The sequence below is a fragment of the Actinoplanes sp. NPDC021490 genome, assembly GCF_055562135.1.
In genome coordinates this window covers 495,443-507,288 of sequence record NZ_JBVHFW010000003.1, presented here as the reverse complement: position 1 = coordinate 507,288, position 11,846 = coordinate 495,443, and the positions used below count along the sequence as shown (strand labels likewise).

The window sequence follows — 11,846 nt, the reverse complement described above, 5'->3', positions numbered from 1 at the left end:
ACCGACCGAGCCGTCCACCCAGTTCGCGAAGTGACTACCCGGCGGTGGCGGTGAAGCGGCGGCGGTATTCGGCCGGGCTTACGCCGAGGTGACGTTTGAACAGGGCCCGCATGTTGGCTCCGGTGCCCAGGCCGGAATGCCGCGCGACGGATTCGAGGCCGGGGGCGCCCTGCTCGATCAGGCGGCAGGCCAGGGTGACGCGTTCGACGGTCAGCCAGGCCAAGGGGGTCGTGCCGAGCTCGGCCCGGAAGCGGCGGTGCAGGCTTCCGGTGCTCATTCCGGCCTGGCGGGCCAAGTCGGCGACGGTGATCGGCTCGTTCAGGCGGTGCTGGGCCCAGGCCACCATCGGGGCGAGGGACTGGACCGCGGCCGGTGGCATCGGGCGCTCGACGAACTGGCGCTGGCCGCCGTCGCGGTAGGCGGCGAAGACCAGGCGGCGGCTGACGTGGCCGGCGACCTCCGCGCCGTGGTCGCGGCGGACGATGTGCAGCCCGAGGTCGAGCGCGGCGGCGCTGCCGGCCGAGGTCAGCAGGTCGCCGTCGTCGACGAACAGGACGTCGGGTTCCAGTTTCACGGCGGGGAAGCGCAGCCGGAACTCGTCGGCCAGGTTCCAGTGGACCGTGGCCCGGCGCCCGTCGAGCAGACCGGCCTCGGCCAAGGTGAACGCGCCCGTGCAGAGGCCGACCAGGCGGGCGCCCCGGTCGTGGGCCCGGCGCAGGGCGGCGAGCAGGGCCGGGCGGGTCGGCGTCTCGACGTACGGGCGGTTCGGCACGATGACGGTGTCGGCCCGGTCGATCTCGTCGAGGCGCCCGACCGCCCCCACGCTGAACAGCGCGTCCCGCATGGGGGTCGACTTGCGGGGAGCGACCACCCGCAGGTCGTACAGGGGGAAGCCGATCTCGGGCCGCAGCGGGCCGCCGAAGATCTCGCAGGCGCAGCCGACCTCGAAGGGGTTGGACTGCTCGTCGACGACGAGGACGACCCGGTGTGAGGATCCTTGCGGCATTGGTCATTTCTACCAGGGCCGCGCGCCCCGGTCACCGGGTCAGGATCGGTGCATGCTCACGAAATTCGCCCTGGCCGGGGAAGCGGCCGGCCTCACCGAGTTCTGGTCCCAGCGGGTGCTCACCACGGCCAACGGCAACCTGTTCAAGGTGGCCAAGGGAACGCGATCGACGAACTGGCACGCCCACGACGACCAGGACGAGACTTTCCTGCTGCTGTCCGGCGAGATGACGATCCAGCTGCGCGACGGGGACGTACGCCTGGCTCCGGGCGACCTGCTGGTCATTCCGCGCGGCGTCGAGCACTGCCCCCGGGTCGAGGGCGACGAGGCGCACTTCCTGCTGATCGGGCCGGACGTCACCTCGAACGCGGCCGGCGGCAAGCCCGACTGGAGCCACGAGGGCTGAGGGTCAGCGGCGGAAACCGTCGGCCCAGGTGTCGAGTTCGAAGCGCTGCAGCAGGCCCGGCGCGAAGATGCCCGCGATGGCGATCAGCGAGATCGTGACCATTGCCGTACGCAGAACGACGGTTTCGACCTTGCCGCCGACCTTGATCGCCATGCTGTTGGGGACGCCGATCATCCGCCACAGCCGGCGGCCCAGGGGTATCGGCCACAGGATCGGGACACCCGCCGACGTGATGATGTCGCCGAACAAATGGACTATGCAGCCCACGGCCACGGCGAAGCCCAGCATCGGGTAGCCGCGGTCGCCGGGCAGGTTGGCGGCGGTGAACCAGGCGATCACGGCCGAGCACAGCGTCACGATGACCCAGCCCGCGCGTTCGGCCCACTTGTCGAACAGGCCGCGCAGGGCCAGACCGGCCATGAAGAAGACGATCCCGACCACGGCCCACTTGCCGTACTGACCGGCCAGGGCGGTCGTGCCCCAGCCGACCAGCGCCGCGAAGGGCAGGGTGTGGGTGAACGTACGGTGGCCGTTGGTTCGTCTCGGATCGCGGGAGAGCCGGGTCGCCGTGTAGATGCCGAGCGACACCTTCTCGATGACCTCGGCCGCGAAGAGCGAGAACACCCCGAACGTACGGGCGACGGTCGCGCCGCCCTGATTGCGGGTCACCTTGCCGGACAGGTCGAGGTCGGGGAGCAGCGCGCCGCCCGCGCAGACGAGCGTGCCTACAGTCACCGCGAGCGGCGACTGCTCATACCCGGCGAAATGGTCCAGCGCCCAGGTGCCGGCCAGCCATGCGGTCGCCCCCGAAAGGGCGTGCGACGGACCCATCATGTGAAGTTGTTCCTCCCCGCTTGAACCAGTCAACTCTGGCAAAGCGGGGAGAGACGATCAACAACCCCGGTGTCCACTGTGGAACTGACGAGGGCCGTCCCAGCCGGGGCCGTTCCAGGGCGCGACCCGGTGACTGAAGCTGTACTCGTACCGGTACTGGCGATAGCGAGCGTGCCTCACGAACCCCATGACCAGGAAGATGAGCGGGATCGCGGGCCAGAAGAAGTGCGCGCCCGAGATGATCCACAGACCTGTCAGGATCATGCCGATCGACAGGATGATCGAGCCGTGCCGGCGCAGGGCCCGGCGTGTCGCGACCCGGGCGTCGGGGGTGTCGGCCAGCGCGGCCAGCCCCCCGAACGGAAGGTCGGCGGTCAGCGGGCCCAGCTCGTCGCGGTACTTGGAGGCGTACACCTTGGCCAGGCGCTCCTCACCCTCGGTCAGGTCCAGCCGGCCCTCGGCCATCGCGGCCCGCAGGATCTCGGCGACGTGCTCACGTTCCTGGTCGGAGGTCCGGATCCGCTTCGTGCTCGTGCCGGACCAGTTCGCGTCGTTGGGTTGCACCGTGTCCTCCTAGGGCGTCGTGCAACAAGCGTCGGCTTTTCGCGGACCGAACACGTCGCCCCGGCGGAGCATCTTCCGGGCGGCCTCCGGGAGGGTCTTCCGCTTCGCCCGTACGCCCTCAGGAGCACAACACCCTTGCGGCGTACGCCCGGGGGAGTACACGGGTCCGCTCCGGCGCACCGATGCCCGGGCGGGAGCGCGTGCCGTAGCTTCGGCAGGGTGAGACACATGCAGGGGCCGCCGCAGCCGCCCTGGGCGCGCGAGAACCGGGGCCGCTACGGCCGGCACCCGGTTCCCGGCTCGTTCCGGGGCCGCCGCGACCCGGGACTGGGCGCGGCCGTCGGCGCCGCCCTGTTCCAGCTCATCGGGGCCAAGAACCTGGCCGGCGAGGGCCGCGTGTTCGTCTCGCTGAGCCCGTGGGTGTGGGCGCTCCTGCTCGTGGGGCCGCTCGCGCTGCTGGTCCGGCGGCGCTACCCGGTCACCGTCTTCGCCGTCGCCGCGGCCGCCTCGATCGGGTTCGCCACGATGGCCGAGCCGCACTGGTTCTGGGCCGTCACCCCGATGATCGCGCTGTTCCACCTGGCCTGCTCCGGGCGGCGCACCGCCTCGGTGATCAGCGCTTCGGTGGCGTACGGGACCTATCTGTTGATCTTCTGGGTTCTGAACGGCCCGCTCGGGCTGGACGAACGCGTGCTCCCGGGGGTGCGGGAGGCCCTGCTGGTCGGCATCGCGCTGGCCACGGCGATCTTCCTGGGCGGCCTTGCCAAGATCAAGGGCGAGCAGATGGCCCAGATGATGAAGGTGCGGGCCGAACGCGAACGGGCCGAGCAGGAACAGCAGCGGCGGCAGGCGTCCGAGGAGAGGCTGCGGATCGCCCGCGAGCTGCACGACGTGATCGGTCACCACCTGTCGCTGATCAACGTGCAGGCGGGCGTGGGCCTGCACCTGATGGACAACCGCCCCGAGCAGGCCCGCGAGGCCCTGTCGGCGATCAAGACGGCCAGTTCGGAGGCGCTGCGCGAGGTGCGTTCGGTGCTGGGCGCGCTGCGCACCGAGGACGAGGCGGCGCCCCGGCAGCCCGCGCTGGGCCTGAGCCGGCTCGACGACCTGACCGCCGGCGCCGGGCTGCCGGTGGAGACCAAGGTGACCGGCGAGGTGCGTACGCTGCCGGCCGAGGTGGACCGGGCGGCGTACCGGATCGTGCAGGAAGCCCTGACCAATGTGCGCCGCCACGCCGGCCCCGGCGCGACGGCCTCGGTCTGCGTCGACTACCTGCCGACGGTCCTGCATTTGGCGATCCGCAACGACACGGCCGACGCCGTCGTGTCCGCCGACGGTGGCTCGTCCGGCACCGGCATCGCGGGCATGCGCGCACGAGCACAGAGCTTGGACGGCACCCTCGAGGCGGGCCCGGTTGACGGCGGTTTCCTGGTGTCGGTTCTGCTACCCACAGGAGAAGGCGAATGATCTCGGTGCTGCTGGCGGACGACCAGCTTCTCGTACGGGCCGGCTTCCGCGCGCTGCTCGGCGCGGAACCCGACATCGAGGTGGTGGCCGAGGCGGGCGACGGCCTGGAGGCGGTGGCCAAGGCCCAGCAGACCAGGCCCGACGTCGTGCTGATGGACATCCGCATGCCCGGCGTCGACGGCCTGGAAGCCACCCGCCGGATAGCCGCCGACCCGTCCCTGTCCGGCACGCGCGTGGTCATCCTGACAACGTTCGAGCTGGACGAATACGTTTTCGAGGCCTTGCGTACGGGCGCCTCGGGCTTCCTCGTCAAGGACACCGAGCCGGTCGAACTGATCCGAGGCGTCCGAGCCGTAGCCGCCGGCGACGGCCTGCTGTCCCCGAGCGTCACCCGGCGCGTGATCGGCGAGTTCGCGGGCGGCGGCACGGGCCGCTCCGCGACCCCACCGGCCACGCTGGACCAGCTGACCGACCGCGAGCGCGAGGTGCTGGTGCTGGTGGCCGAGGGCCTCTCCAACGACCAGATCGCCGCCCGCCTGGTCATCAGCCCCGCAACGGCCAAGACCCACGTCAGCCGCACCATGATCAAGCTGGCCGCCCGCGACCGGGCCCAGCTGGTCGTCTACGCCTACGAGGCCGGCCTGATCCGCCCGGGCTGGCTGGCCTGATCCGGCTGATCGGCCCAGCTTGGCCCGGTTCGAGTCTCGCTCGGCCCACCAACGCTCTGACCTGCGATCATCTCGACCAGGCTTTTGGCATTGCGCGAACCGGTTGTCCTGACGTGCCCTGGTATAGCATCGCTGCTATGCCTTGGGGTGTCGTCGAGCTTGAGCCAGAGGTGGAGAAGTGGCTGGAGAGTCTGCCGACCGCTCAGTTCGCTCACGCCGCGTTCTACGTCGACCTACTCGCTGAGCAAGGTCCGCTGCTGGGTGAGCCGTACACGAAGCAGCTCGATCGGAAGCTGCGCGAGCTGCGGTTTCACCTGGAACGGCGGTCAGTCCGGATCACCTACTGGATTGCGACTGACCGGAGGATCATTCTGTTGACGGTCTTTCACAAGACGCGCATGCGGGACGAGCGGGAGATCGAACGGGCGCGCCGGGCGTTGGCGCGGTGTGTCGACGAGGTGCACAAGGTTGAGGATGAGGAGGCTGGGTCATGAGCGAGAGTGGTGGCTGGGCCGCGATGCGCGAACGGCGGATGGCCGAGCCGGGTGCCGCAGAGGCGTACGACGCTGCGCGCTTGGCCTTTGAACTCGGCCGTTCTGTTCGAGAACTTCGTGAGCGCCGGGGCTGGAGCCAAACGCAGCTGGCGAAGGCATCGGGGATGACGCAGTCCGCGGTGGCTCGGTTCGAGGCCGGCGGAACTGTTCCTACGCTGTCGGTGCTGGAACGGCTGGCGACGGCGTTGGACGTGCGACTCCGAGTGGGTTTCGAGGCCGCTTGAACCACGGCGAACTGTCGCTGCGGCTGCCGCGGCACTCAGCGCCCATCGCGGCGGGTCTGTGACCTGGCCAAACGTCCTGACATCGGGATGCCGGGAACGACTGTAGTTCGGTTCGCATGGTGCAACGTTCGGCGCACCTATCCGCTTACCTGCGGGGACGGTCAGCTCGATTGAGGCGTTGCGCGAACCGCGCTGGGCGGGTAGCCGGGTTTGTGCTGCGTTTACGAGACTCGAGCTGGGGACGTCAGGCGGTTGTCTACTGCCAGGGGTCGATGAGCGAGATCCCGGTGTCGACGAAGTCCTTGGTGTTGCGGGTGGCGAGGGTCGCGACCTGTGATCGGCAGATGGCGGCGATCTGGCCGTCGAATCCGCTGATCGGGTTGCCGTCGGCTTCGCGGCTGGCGACCACGTCGGCGTAGGCCGTCGCTGCGGCGAGGTCGAAGGGTAGAACCTGGCGGGGGAAGGCGGCGAAGATTTCGTTGGCCGCCTGGTGCAGGTCATGTTTGCGGCGGCCGTCCGACAACCGCGCGATGCCGTAGCGAATCTCGGCGACCGTGACCGACGTGGTGTAGAGGCCTGTGCTGGACGTCTGCTGGAGCCAGGCGAGCACCGCTGGAACTGGTGTGGCCCGCATGAGTTCGGAAACGACGATGGTGTCGAGGACGATCATCACTCGCCGAAGTCCGCTGCTCGAGCGGGAGTGGTCCGGGCCGGAACGTCGAGTTCGACCCCGCCCAGCTGCCCGAACCGTTCGGTCAGCGCGCTGAAAAGATCGGTTCTGGGGCGTTCGTCTTCGGCGGCGGCTGCGGTGAGGATGAGGCGGATCTCGGCCTCCATGGACCGGCCGTGCCGGGCCGCTCGGAGACGCAGTTTCTCTTTGACTGAGTCGTCCAGGTCTCGGATGCTGAGGGCGGCCATGGCGCATCTCCCCGTCGTACGGCGTTGATAGCAATGCTAGCGCAAGGCTGCGACAGGTGGTGCCCGGCCATCCTCTATTGATGCCGTGACCCGGCGAAGACTTCTTTCAGCCGTACGGGAAGACGCCTTTCGGTGTTGGGCGGCAACGTGTACGTCGAGGCGGGCGCCGAACCGACTGGCTGGGGGCCGTGTGGACGGTGCCGCTCGCGTTCACGGTGATGGTGGCGGGCTCGCTGCTGACCCGCGGCCGGGTGCCCGCGGACGGGAGCGCGACGATGCCGGCGGCTGCACGCCCCGGGAGTCTCGTTAAAGAAACTTTAAGGAACGCTTGCTCAGCGTCATGAACTGCTGCACATCGTTGCTCGTATCTCTCGGCACAAGCAGTACTGAGACTAAGAGGAGCCGTGCATGTATCGACGCGGAGGCAGCAGCCGGACGCGCAAGCTGGTGATTGGAGGTGCCGCCGCAGCGCTGCTCGGCTCGGCTCTCGCGGTCGGCACGGGGATGAGCCAGGCCGCCGAACAGGGCAACGCCGGAGCCGGCTCCGGTAACATCAACGCTTTGGTGCCGGCGCTGGGTTTCAGCCCGGGCGATCCGAACGCGACGGCCGACCGCGTGGGCCCCACCGGGGTAAAGGTTCCCGGTCGCTGCCCGCCCACTCAAGCCCAAGTGAACGCGCAGGTGGCGCTCAAGAATGGGAACCTTCCGAGTGGAACGGACCTTGAAAGCCGCATCCAACGTTTTGAAAAGACCTTGTCGGCGATTCAGGACTTGAAATGCCCCGCATCTTCCACGACTTTGCTGGGCCGCTTGAATTCTTTGACCGCGCTGCGCGGGAACGCGAACCGCGATGACGTCCTGCGTGGTTTGGGTGTGAACGAAACGCCAGCGGACAAAGCCGCCACAGGATCCGGTGACGCGGCCGGGAGTGGAGCGACGGGGAACGCCGGAGCCGGCTCCGGTAACATTGACGCTTTGGTGCCGGCGCTGGGTTTCAGTCCGGGCGATCCGAATGCGACGGCCGACCGCGTGGGCCCCACCGGGGTAAAGGTTCCCGGTCGCTGCCCGCCCACTCAAGCCCAAGTGAACGCGCAGGTGGCGCTCAAGAATGGGAACCTTCCGAGTGGAACGGACCTTGAAAGCCGCATCCAACGTTTTGAAAAGACCTTGTCGGCGATTCAGGACTTGAAATGCCCCGCATCTTCCACGACTTTGCTGGGCCGTTTGAATTCCTTGACCGCGCTGCGCGGGAACGCGAACCGTGATGACGTCGTGCGTGGTTTGGGCGTGAACGAAACGCCAGCGGGATAAAGCCGCAGGGAACGCGGCGCCGCGGACAATGGCAACCTGATCCTTCGCGGATCCCCGCCTCGCCGGAGGCCCTCGCACCACGGGGGGTCTCCCGCACCGCACCGGCGAGCTACTCGGCGGCTGCCGGCCACGGTTCTGGGAGGCGCTGGCCGGGAGCTTCGGCGAGCGCACCATCGGGGTCCACGGCGGGACGGAGAGCACGCTGAGGGCGGTGGCGCGTTCCTGCGGAGCGAACCCGTCATCCGTCCAGCTCCCCGTCGCGCTCGCGCATCACCGGAGCGGTCATGCCCGCCTACGCAAACCGCGGCACCCCGCGCTCGGCGTCCTGGCGGAACGCCGGCGGCGGGGGGTTCCGGATCGGCCTGCTGAGCGAATGCGGTGCCGAGCTGGCGGAGTACTGGGGCCCCACCGCGTTCGTCCCGCCCGGTCGGCATGGAGATCCACGTGCCTGAACTGTTGTTCCCGCTGACCTGGTCACCCGCACCGGAGAGCTGGGCCTACAAGGAGGGTGTGCTGACCCGTCGCCGCCGGCCTGCTAGCGCGTACCCGCGGGTTGCTGCCGTGGGCGACCGTCACTTATGGCGTGAGCTAGCGAACGTCCTGCCATCGAATTCCCCTGGTGCAGCAACCGTGCGGTTCGCATGGTGCAACGTTCGGCCCACGATGCCAGTTCCGGGGGCGATCCGCGGAACTGGCATCATGCGGTGGTCGCGTCCGCCGTGTCTCGCATCGCGTCGCGTCAGCCCTTGAATTTCCTCATCAAGCCGGACGTCGATGCCGCACGGCCCTTCTTAGCGGCAGCCGTTTCTCCGACGCTTCAATTGATCTACCGTCCCCGTTCCATGCGCCCTTCAAGGGCTGCCTTCCGTAGGTCATTCAGCGAGGTGCTGTCTTCCCTGATCTCCCGCATCACCTCAATGAGCCTCCACGCGAAGGTGAGCGGGTCGCCAACAGCACCGACATCGCTACCAGGTTCGAGGTGCAGGGTGATCGTTGCCTCGGCTGGGTCATAGGTGAACTGAAACCGTGCCTCGACCACCAGCTGGACGGCGTACTTGATATCAACCCCGAACGGGATCGGGCCGATCACCACAGCCGAATCCTTGATGCTGCACTTCACGTCTTTTGACACATCGGCTCCTCCAAGTCGTGGCTTCAACTCTTCGCTCATCATCGGTGAGCCGTGGCTTGTCGCGAGGCTGAATCGCTATCGGGAGGTTGTCTCACGGCGCGAGGACCATAATTGCCGTGTGAGCTGGCCAAACGTCCTGCCAGTGGGTCGCCGGTGACGGTGGTTGGGCGGTTCGCATGGTGCAACGTTCGGCCCACGCTTCCTTCTTGTGGTTCAAGCCGCATCTGCGGTCCGGTGGGGCAGCGTCGAGGCATGTACCGGCGGTGGTGCAGACTATTGCGGACTGATCAACCCGTCCCCGGCCTTTGGTCAAGACGGTCGACCATCTCGTCCACTTCGTCTTCGAGAGAGGTCGGCGTAGACAAGACGTCCAGGGTCATGGCCAGCGAGGCGTGATACCGCAGTCCGGGCGGCTTTGACATTGGCGGCTTCCGCCCCGGCGAGGCTGGCGGCGGTATGCCGGAGCTCACGCGGAGAGATGCCGTCGATGCCAGCCTCTACTCGGATGGTGGCACAGGATCCTGCTGATGCCGAGGCCGCAACCAGACAGACGTGCCGTACTCGCGAGGGGCAGTCGCCATGCTTCTGGAGTAGCCGTCGACGTGTGACATCGATGGCGGTCACGGTTCCGTCAGTCACCGACTGATGCACCTCGCACACTCAAGTGACTACAGCTGCCAGCAGTTCCTGCTGCCGGAGGACATTGCAAGGCTGGATGGCTGAACCACGAGTGCTGCCGCGCAGCTTCGCGGCTTGCCGCCGGGACCGGTGGCAAGCCGGTCCGTTGGTACACCGAATGTGGTGGCGCTGGGGAAGTCCGGCACTCCGGCGTCCATGCTAGCTGCTCACGTATGGGAGTCGGCTCCTCTTGGCCCGTCCATGAGCAGTTAAGCAAGCGCTTCCGGGCTGCGTCGCCGCCACCAGGCGGTGAACAACGTGCTGAATTGGGTTTTGACTTCGTCGGATACCAGCGTCAACGCGTCTTCCATCAACGGCTTGGCGGTGTACTTGTAGACCTCTGGATGCTGCTCCACAGAGGGGCAGGCGAAGAGGGCAAGCATCCGCAACACTCTGAGTGTGTCCGCCCCCAGCAGGGGGAAAGTGCGCTTCCAGCAGCCGGGCCAACGCCGACCAGACTCTGTCGATCACGATGCCGACGACGGCTTCGGCCAGCTTCCTGGGCAGGCCCGAGAGATGCTCGACCAAGAGATCCTTCACAAACTGTTTGGCCTTGTCGGTGAGGATCTGGACTGCCGCATCGACCTGTTCGATCCAGCGGATCAGTGCCACGAGTAGCCCGCACCACGTGTGGTCAGCCAGATGCTTCTTGACGTCGCGTGCGGTCTGCTGATTCTGCACTTGCTTGTCGATATCTGCGGAAATCTCATCCCAAGTCTCGGCCATGAGTGTGCCGCCCAGAGCCGAAAGTCGTCCGAGATCCGACGAGGACATCGCCGGATCAGAAAGGTCTATGGGACGTGCGTGCTGGTCCTCAACTGGCGTCTTCGGGCCGGTTGCCGATAGGTGGTCAGTGATGTCTAGGCGTGCGAGGTCGACCAGCGCCTGCCGATTCCGGGCGTTGAAACTCAGTGCACCGGTACGCCGGTTTCGTTCGATCTTGGCTTGGATCTGGTGCCGTCGGTCATCACGCATCGTCTGCACGCCACGAGCGAGTTCGGTCCAGCCTTGCCAGCCGTGGAGCGCGCCGCCACAGCCTGAGCAGACGCAGCCGGGATTTTGAGCATTAGCGCAGTTGGCCCTGTGTGTGTTCCCCACCATTCGCCACCACCGTTCGACCATGCATCGCTCTAGGTAAATGTATGATTACCGTAAGTGAGGCGAGGGATATTCCATAGAAGGCCCCTTCTAGGCCAACCACTAAAATTTCGCCATATCGGTCTCTGATCAGCGAAAGTTGGCAGCTCGCGGCCCCAACCCATACGCGCATCGCGCGACTCTGTCGGATTGCCGATAGGCCGTCGGAACGAGATCGGCTTCGCCCTGGGCGGTGAAGGACATGGAGAGCGACGATGAGCGGTCATGTGCCGTTGCATGCCAACAGGCCGCGCTACTCGGGCTCCGGTTCAGGCTGCCCGCAGGACGCGAGGGACCTGTTCACGGGAGTGACCGGAGGCGACCATCACCTTCACCTCATGAGCTCCGGCGAGGGGGGCTTGGGCTGGGTAGCTGGTTAAGGCACGAGCCGAAGGGTTCCCATCAACTGTCACCCAGCGGTCCGCATGGTGCAACGTTCGGCCCACTCGTTGACCTGCAGGTTCTCTCGCGCTGGTGGAGCATTGCGTGAACCAAACCCGTGGTAGCAGAGGAGGAGTCATGAGCCAGGCATCCAACTGGCGCGACGTGAAGGCCAAGGCTCGTGCCATTGACCCCACCTGGGACAACAGCGACCGCGTGGCCCGGCGACAGCAGATGCGGGAACAGATGCTCGCCGCCGTGAGCGGCGTGCAACTGGCCGAGATCCGCCAACAGCTCGGCCTGACGCAGGCACAGCTGGCCGAGGCGGCCGGATTGTCGCAGGCACGAATCAGCCAGATCGAGAACGGCGACGCCGTTGGCCTCGACACGTTGCGCGCTTATGTCGTCGGCCTGGGGGCCACCTCGATATCGTCGCGCGAATCGGAAACATCCAGCTCAACGTGGCGTAGCTTCGCCGTCCCGTGGCCGCGGCACATCAACGGTGCGGTGGTCGCCCTCGCTGCGGCGGCTGCTCTTCGTCGGGCGTGAGTCCCGCGACCGTCTCC

General features: G+C 67.3%; 14 protein-coding genes. 7 read left to right on the top strand and 7 right to left on the bottom strand.

Translation table 11 applies throughout. The features are described from left to right. Window positions 1-34: 34 nt before the first annotated feature. The gene (locus ACZ3I4_RS10665) at window positions 35-1,006 is read right to left on the bottom strand and encodes a GlxA family transcriptional regulator (protein WP_465381644.1); all 972 of its coding nucleotides are present in this window, start codon (window positions 1,004-1,006) and stop codon (window positions 35-37) included. Window positions 1,007-1,058: 52 nt separating this feature from the next. On the opposite strand from ACZ3I4_RS10665, the gene ACZ3I4_RS10660 reads away from it, so the two are divergent. Beyond that, window positions 1,059-1,412: a cupin domain-containing protein gene (locus tag ACZ3I4_RS10660; RefSeq protein ID WP_465381643.1), complete on the top strand. Its 354-nt coding sequence runs from the start codon at window positions 1,059-1,061 to the stop codon at window positions 1,410-1,412. Window positions 1,413-1,415: 3 nt separating this feature from the next. Here ACZ3I4_RS10660 and ACZ3I4_RS10655 read toward each other — a convergent pair whose 3' ends face one another. Both ACZ3I4_RS10655 and ACZ3I4_RS10650 read right to left on the bottom strand, forming a co-directional pair. Further along, complete coding sequence (locus ACZ3I4_RS10655) at window positions 1,416-2,246, bottom strand: metal-dependent hydrolase (RefSeq protein ID WP_465381642.1); 831 nt, start codon at window positions 2,244-2,246, stop codon at window positions 1,416-1,418. A 57-nt stretch (window positions 2,247-2,303) separates the two neighbouring features. Next, window positions 2,304-2,810 carry a DUF1707 SHOCT-like domain-containing protein gene (locus ACZ3I4_RS10650; protein ID WP_465381641.1) on the bottom strand — a complete coding sequence of 169 codons (507 nt, stop codon included), beginning with the start codon at window positions 2,808-2,810 and terminating at the stop codon, window positions 2,304-2,306. Window positions 2,811-3,038: 228 nt separating this feature from the next. Between ACZ3I4_RS10650 and ACZ3I4_RS10645 the strand changes: the two genes are divergently transcribed. From ACZ3I4_RS10645 to ACZ3I4_RS10630, 4 genes are all read left to right on the top strand, one after another. Next, complete coding sequence (locus ACZ3I4_RS10645) at window positions 3,039-4,277, top strand: sensor histidine kinase (protein WP_465381843.1); 1,239 nt, start codon at window positions 3,039-3,041, stop codon at window positions 4,275-4,277. Further along, window positions 4,274-4,945 (top strand): response regulator, encoded by a 672-nt coding sequence (locus ACZ3I4_RS10640; protein ID WP_465381640.1) that lies wholly within the window; start codon window positions 4,274-4,276, stop codon window positions 4,943-4,945. Before ACZ3I4_RS10645 ends, ACZ3I4_RS10640 begins: the two co-directional genes overlap by 4 nt. A 137-nt stretch (window positions 4,946-5,082) precedes the next feature. Further along, complete coding sequence (locus ACZ3I4_RS10635) at window positions 5,083-5,439, top strand: type II toxin-antitoxin system RelE/ParE family toxin (protein ID WP_465381639.1); 357 nt, start codon at window positions 5,083-5,085, stop codon at window positions 5,437-5,439. Next, window positions 5,436-5,723 (top strand): helix-turn-helix domain-containing protein, encoded by a 288-nt coding sequence (locus ACZ3I4_RS10630; RefSeq protein ID WP_465381638.1) that lies wholly within the window; start codon window positions 5,436-5,438, stop codon window positions 5,721-5,723. Before ACZ3I4_RS10635 ends, ACZ3I4_RS10630 begins: the two co-directional genes overlap by 4 nt. Before the next feature lie 256 nt (window positions 5,724-5,979). Here ACZ3I4_RS10630 and ACZ3I4_RS10625 read toward each other — a convergent pair whose 3' ends face one another. Further along, window positions 5,980-6,393 carry a PIN domain-containing protein gene (locus tag ACZ3I4_RS10625; RefSeq protein WP_465381637.1) on the bottom strand — a complete coding sequence of 138 codons (414 nt, stop codon included), beginning with the start codon at window positions 6,391-6,393 and terminating at the stop codon, window positions 5,980-5,982. Continuing rightward, complete coding sequence (locus ACZ3I4_RS10620) at window positions 6,393-6,641, bottom strand: FitA-like ribbon-helix-helix domain-containing protein (RefSeq protein WP_465381636.1); 249 nt, start codon at window positions 6,639-6,641, stop codon at window positions 6,393-6,395. The genes ACZ3I4_RS10625 and ACZ3I4_RS10620 overlap by 1 nt, the downstream gene beginning before the upstream one ends. A 408-nt stretch (window positions 6,642-7,049) precedes the next feature. On the opposite strand from ACZ3I4_RS10620, the gene ACZ3I4_RS10615 reads away from it, so the two are divergent. Further along, complete coding sequence (locus ACZ3I4_RS10615) at window positions 7,050-7,952, top strand: hypothetical protein (protein ID WP_465381635.1); 903 nt, start codon at window positions 7,050-7,052, stop codon at window positions 7,950-7,952. A gap of 826 nt (window positions 7,953-8,778) precedes the next feature. Here the strand turns inward: ACZ3I4_RS10615 and ACZ3I4_RS10610 are convergent. Then, window positions 8,779-9,084 carry a hypothetical protein gene (locus ACZ3I4_RS10610; RefSeq protein WP_465381634.1) on the bottom strand — a complete coding sequence of 102 codons (306 nt, stop codon included), beginning with the start codon at window positions 9,082-9,084 and terminating at the stop codon, window positions 8,779-8,781. Between the two features lie 837 nt (window positions 9,085-9,921). Then, entirely contained in the window at window positions 9,922-10,746 is an 825-nt protein-coding gene (locus ACZ3I4_RS10605; RefSeq protein ID WP_465381633.1) for a hypothetical protein, read from the bottom strand. 672 nt (window positions 10,747-11,418) lie between these two features. Here ACZ3I4_RS10605 and ACZ3I4_RS10600 point away from each other — a divergent pair. Further along, window positions 11,419-11,829, top strand: coding sequence for a helix-turn-helix domain-containing protein (locus tag ACZ3I4_RS10600; protein ID WP_465381632.1), 411 nt, complete (start codon window positions 11,419-11,421; stop codon window positions 11,827-11,829). Window positions 11,830-11,846: the final 17 nt, after the last annotated feature.

Bases quoted from the DNA above. Each gene is read 5' to 3' on its own strand.
- ACZ3I4_RS10665 (WP_465381644.1), bottom strand. From the start codon at position 1,006: ATGCCGCAAGGATCCTCACACCGGGTCGTCCTCGTCGTCGACGAGCAG.
- ACZ3I4_RS10660 (WP_465381643.1), top strand. From the start codon at position 1,059: ATGCTCACGAAATTCGCCCTGGCCGGGGAAGCGGCCGGCCTCACCGAG.
- ACZ3I4_RS10655 (WP_465381642.1), bottom strand. From the start codon at position 2,246: ATGATGGGTCCGTCGCACGCCCTTTCGGGGGCGACCGCATGGCTGGCC.
- ACZ3I4_RS10645 (WP_465381843.1), top strand. From the start codon at position 3,039: ATGCAGGGGCCGCCGCAGCCGCCCTGGGCGCGCGAGAACCGGGGCCGC.
- ACZ3I4_RS10640 (WP_465381640.1), top strand. From the start codon at position 4,274: ATGATCTCGGTGCTGCTGGCGGACGACCAGCTTCTCGTACGGGCCGGC.
- ACZ3I4_RS10635 (WP_465381639.1), top strand. From the start codon at position 5,083: ATGCCTTGGGGTGTCGTCGAGCTTGAGCCAGAGGTGGAGAAGTGGCTG.
- ACZ3I4_RS10630 (WP_465381638.1), top strand. From the start codon at position 5,436: ATGAGCGAGAGTGGTGGCTGGGCCGCGATGCGCGAACGGCGGATGGCC.
- ACZ3I4_RS10625 (WP_465381637.1), bottom strand. From the start codon at position 6,393: ATGATCGTCCTCGACACCATCGTCGTTTCCGAACTCATGCGGGCCACA.
- ACZ3I4_RS10620 (WP_465381636.1), bottom strand. From the start codon at position 6,641: ATGGCCGCCCTCAGCATCCGAGACCTGGACGACTCAGTCAAAGAGAAA.
- ACZ3I4_RS10615 (WP_465381635.1), top strand. From the start codon at position 7,050: ATGTATCGACGCGGAGGCAGCAGCCGGACGCGCAAGCTGGTGATTGGA.
- ACZ3I4_RS10600 (WP_465381632.1), top strand. From the start codon at position 11,419: ATGAGCCAGGCATCCAACTGGCGCGACGTGAAGGCCAAGGCTCGTGCC.